Here is a 4209-nt window from a genome sequence, read left to right as displayed (position 1 = left end):
TGATAAATAAAGTATAACACAAATAGATCAGGCTTCGTTCTAAGTTCGCTCTCATCCCCCATCTACTTCGTTAAGATGGGGGAATTCTCGCTCACGTCGTTAAACAAAGCCTACTTGAGGCAAAACAAAGAAAAACCTTCCCTCTAGAAGAACTTTGGGAAGGAATAGGATTGCACTGAAACAAGAGCTAGAAGACGGAATAATTTCCAGCACAAGTCAAGCGCAAACCTTAGATTTTTAGGGAAAACAAGAGCGATTATGATTGATCAAACTTCTAAACAATCCAGTGAACTGCAAAACATTTTGCAAAAATTAAGAGTTTATTTTCCTGAAATCAAAGAACAATATCAAATCAAAGAAATGGGGATTTTTGGCTCTTATGTCCGAGGGGAAGAAGATGACAATAGCGATATTGATATTTTAGTTGAGTTTAGTCCTGATATTGAGTTTGGACTGTTCACTTTTTGCCACTTAGAAAATCAATTGAGTGAAAAACTGGGTAGAAAAGTCGATTTAGTAACGAAAGATGGACTCAAACCGCACTTGGGAAAAAATATCCTAAAAGAAGTCATTTATTTATGAGCAATCGCAAAGTAGAAGACTACTTACAAGATATGCTTGATGCCATTAATGCCACTGAACAATTTATTCTTGGTTTTGACTTTGCTGCCTTTCAAGCTGATCAAAAAACCATTTTTGCGGTTACCCGTGCTGTAGAAATTGTCGGTGAAGCCTCCAAGCAAGTTCCCCTAGAAATAAGAGATGCTTATCCGAGCGTCCCTTGGAAAGAAATTGCAGGAATGAGAGACAAAATGATCCATCACTATTTTGGAATTAATCTAAAGATTTTGTGGAATACGGCTCAGCAAGATTTTCCTCAATTAAAACAACAACTTCAACAAATTTTAGACGATATTCAGTGATTTTTGACAGGAAATCAATTAAATCAAACAAATTATTAAGGAAACTCTAGATGAATCGAACTAATACCAGTCCAATTCCCCCAAATCTTAAAGCAAAACAACAAGAAATCATAGAGATTTCAGCAAGATATGGAGCTTCTAATATTCGTGTTTTTGGGTCTTACGCGAGAGGAGAAGCAACCCCAAATAGCGATCTTGATTTATTAATGGATTTAAAACAAGGAATTAGTTTGCTAGATAGAATCGCACTAAAACAAGAGCTAGAAGACTTACTCGGCATAAAAGTTGATATTGCTAAACCTGAAAATCTCCATGAAATAATCCGAGAAAAAGTATTAGAAGAAGCGATTCCATTATGAAAAATGAACTTCTTTACTTGAGTAATATCAAAGACTGTATAGAAAATATAGAAGCCTATACAATTGAAGGCAAGGAAGTCTTTCTACAAAATCGCATGATGCAAGATGCTGTCATTCGCAATTTAGAAATTATTGGAGAAGCAACCAAACTTTTATCTTCGGAAACGCGGGAGCAATATCCTAATGTTCCTTGGCGAAGAATGGCAGGGTTAAGAGATGTACTAATTCACAATTATCTCAGGGTAGATTTAGAGGAAGTATGGATGATTGTTGAAACAAACTTACCTGATCTCAAAAGCAAAATCAATCAAATTATTATTGATCTTTCTTAAAATATCTAAAAGTTAAGTCAAGAATAGACATGGAATTTCGCATTGCAGACACATTTACAAATAGTTTGGCACAACTAACCAATCAGGAACAAAAAGCAGTCAAAACCACCGCCTTTGACCTGCAAATGAATCCTGCTCAACCGAGTCTAAAATTTCATAAACTCGATCGCCTAAAAGATGCCCGATTCTGGTCGGTTAGTGTTAACCGCGATTTGCGCCTCATTATCCACAAAACAGACACCAGTTTACTGCTTTGCTATGTGGATCACCATGATGATGCTTATGCTTGGGCTAGAAAACGAAAAATTGAATGCCATCCTCGCACAGGAGCAGCACAAATTGTAGAAGTGCGGGAAACTGTAGAAGAGGTTACCATTTCTTCCCCTGAGCGCGAGACCGCCAAGAAACCGAAAAAGCCCTTGCTATTTGCCGAAGTGAGCGATGATGATTTACTCGGATATGGCGTTCCGACCGACTGGCTGAAAGAAGTGCGACAAGCCACAGAAGACACTCTCTTTGACATTGCCGAACATTTACCCCAAGAAGCAGCAGAAGCTCTATTAGAACTCGCGACTGGCGGTAAACCGAAGATTGCCAAAGAAGTTCCCTCCGACACCGATCCCTTTAACCATCCCGATGCACAACGCCGTTTTCGAGTTCTTACTGATGTCGAGGAATTAGAGCGGGCTTTAGCGTTTCCTTGGGAAAAATGGAGTGTTTTCTTGCATCCTGCTCAACGAGAATTAGTCGAACGCCCATTTAATGGACCCGCCCGCGTTTCTGGTTCGGCTGGAACCGGGAAAACCATCGTCGCCCTCCATCGTGCGGTCTTTTTAGCTCGTCAGCATCCCCAAGCAAAAGTTTTACTCACCACATTTTCTCATGCTCTTGCTGATGCCCTTGCCATTAAACTAGAGCGTCTGATTGGCAGTAACTCGGAAATCGCCGATCGCGTTTGGGTGAGATCGATTAAAGACTTTGGCTATGAACTGTATAAACAGAAATTGGGTCAGCCGAAAATTGCTACACCGGATGTGCGGCGATCGCTGCTGGTAGAAGTAGGAGCAGAAATCGCACCCGATCGCTTTACTGAACGGTTCTTATGGGAAGAATGGACAGAAGTGGCTGATGCTTGGCAGATTCAATCCTGGGAAGCCTATCGGGAAGTCCCGCGTCTGGGACGAAAAACTCGTCTTGGCGGGAAACAACGAGAAGCCTTGTGGTCAATTTTTGAGCGCGTTAACCAAGAACTTGATCAGAGAAACTTAGTCACCTGGGCAGGCATTTTTCGGAGGGTAGAGGAGGCTTTAGTTGAGTCTAGCGAATATCCCTTTGACTTTGCCGTTGTCGATGAAGCACAGGATTTGGGAATCGCTGAGTTACATTTTCTGGCGAGTTTAGGCAAACAACATCCAGATAGTCTCTTTTTCACCGGCGATCAAGGTCAGCGCATCTTCCAGCAACCGTTTTCATGGAAAGCATTAGGGGTTGATATCAGAGGGCGATCGCGCACCTTAAATATTAATTATCGCACCAGCCACCAAATCCGAGAAAAAGCCGATCGTCTCCTCCCCTTCTCTTTAAGCGATGTGGACGGCAATGTAGAAGAACGCAAAGGAACTGTCTCTGTTTTTAATGGTCCCCCACCGCAACTGGAGATTCTTTCCGATTCCAATCAGGAAATCCAAACCGTTGGCAAATGGATTAAAGACTGTCTCGACAATGGGTTTCAGCCCTATGAAATTGGCATCTTCGTTCGAGAAACGCAACAACTGGAACGAGCAAAACACGCTATTGAACTGGCTCAAGCGAACTCTGTCGAGTTAGACCATAAAATTATTCCCACTTCCGACTGTATTGCCGTTAGCACCATGCACTTAGCCAAAGGAATGGAATTTCGGGCGGTTGCGGTCATGGCGTGTGATGATGAAGTGATTCCCTTACAAGAACGGATTGAAACGGTTGCCGATGAAGCGGATTTAGAAGAAGTTTATCGGACAGAACGGCATTTGCTGTATGTGGCTTGTACTCGGGCGCGCGATCGTTTGTTGGTCACAGGTGTTGATCCAGCCTCAGAATTTCTTGAGGATATTGAAACTTAATGAGCGCGATCGAGGGAAGCTCGGTGACCCTTCGGGTCAATCGAAAGTCTTCTGGTACGCGATCGCCGAGCAAGAATATTAATCCCGCTTTGAGTTAGGGCATAATTGGCAATTTGGTTATATTGGTTCTGACGATACCCCAGTTTTTTCAAATAATGGCGCGGGTAAATAGGGTGGCGATCGCTCTTCCATCTCGCCAAACCCTCTCATAGTTGTGACGCGATCGCTTGATTGCGGATTTTTTCAGTAAATTGGCACTCGGAATAGAATGGACTCGTACCTCAATTCGCAAATATGGCTGACCCATCTCCTAAGCAAGAGAACAAATCCTCGCCTCAACGTCGGAGATGGCTTGATTTTTTGGGGTTGTTTGCTTTGGGAATGATCCTTGTCCTGGGGATCGCGCTCGTCCAGCAAATCGGGATTGAACAAATCCGCGCTCAGGTGAAGCAGTTGGGCGTTTTAGCCCCCTTGGCCCTCTGGCTGTTGCGTT

The 4209-nt window shown here is 42.8% G+C and carries 7 protein-coding genes; 6 read left to right on the top strand and 1 reads right to left on the bottom strand.

Translation table 11 applies throughout. The features are described 5' to 3' along the window. Positions 1–258 precede the first annotated feature (258 nt). The 5 genes from GVY04_16690 to GVY04_16670 are packed head-to-tail and all read left to right on the top strand — an operon-like array spanning position 259 to position 3716. On the top strand, positions 259–582 hold the full coding sequence (locus tag GVY04_16690; GenBank protein NBD17704.1) for a nucleotidyltransferase: 324 nt from the start codon (positions 259–261) through the stop codon (positions 580–582). Beyond that, entirely contained in the window at positions 579–923 is a 345-nt protein-coding gene (locus GVY04_16685; protein ID NBD17703.1) for a DUF86 domain-containing protein, read from the top strand. Before GVY04_16690 ends, GVY04_16685 begins: the two co-directional genes overlap by 4 nt. A 50-nt stretch (positions 924–973) precedes the next feature. After that, positions 974–1282, top strand: a complete 309-nt coding sequence (locus GVY04_16680; GenBank protein ID NBD17702.1) for a nucleotidyltransferase — start codon at positions 974–976, stop codon at positions 1280–1282. Next, positions 1279–1614 (top strand): DUF86 domain-containing protein, encoded by a 336-nt coding sequence (locus GVY04_16675; protein ID NBD17701.1) that lies wholly within the window; start codon positions 1279–1281, stop codon positions 1612–1614. The genes GVY04_16680 and GVY04_16675 overlap by 4 nt, the downstream gene beginning before the upstream one ends. 29 nt (positions 1615–1643) lie before the next feature. Next, positions 1644–3716: a UvrD-helicase domain-containing protein gene (locus GVY04_16670; protein ID NBD17700.1), complete on the top strand. Its 2073-nt coding sequence runs from the start codon at positions 1644–1646 to the stop codon at positions 3714–3716. Here GVY04_16670 and GVY04_16665 read toward each other — a convergent pair. Next, positions 3713–3916 carry a hypothetical protein gene (locus tag GVY04_16665; GenBank protein ID NBD17699.1) on the bottom strand — a complete coding sequence of 68 codons (204 nt, stop codon included), beginning with the start codon at positions 3914–3916 and terminating at the stop codon, positions 3713–3715. The genes GVY04_16670 and GVY04_16665 overlap by 4 nt on opposite strands. A 94-nt stretch (positions 3917–4010) precedes the next feature. On the opposite strand from GVY04_16665, the gene GVY04_16660 reads away from it, so the two are divergent. Next, a partial coding sequence (locus tag GVY04_16660) for a hypothetical protein (protein ID NBD17698.1) occupies positions 4011–4209 on the top strand: 199 nt, incomplete at its 3' end.

The organism is Cyanobacteria bacterium GSL.Bin1 (genome assembly GCA_009909085.1).
Classification (GTDB): Bacteria; Cyanobacteriota; Cyanobacteriia; order Cyanobacteriales; family Rubidibacteraceae; genus Halothece.
This window is presented reverse-complemented; position numbering and strand designations above follow the sequence as displayed.

What these genes read in the sequence shown, in the direction of transcription:
- GVY04_16685 (NBD17703.1), top strand. Translation starts at nt 579, where the DNA reads ATGAGCAATCGCAAAGTAGAAGACTACTTACAAGATATGCTTGATGCC.
- GVY04_16670 (NBD17700.1), top strand. Translation starts at nt 1,644, where the DNA reads ATGGAATTTCGCATTGCAGACACATTTACAAATAGTTTGGCACAACTA.
- GVY04_16690 (NBD17704.1), top strand. Translation starts at nt 259, where the DNA reads ATGATTGATCAAACTTCTAAACAATCCAGTGAACTGCAAAACATTTTG.
- GVY04_16675 (NBD17701.1), top strand. Translation starts at nt 1,279, where the DNA reads ATGAAAAATGAACTTCTTTACTTGAGTAATATCAAAGACTGTATAGAA.
- GVY04_16680 (NBD17702.1), top strand. Translation starts at nt 974, where the DNA reads ATGAATCGAACTAATACCAGTCCAATTCCCCCAAATCTTAAAGCAAAA.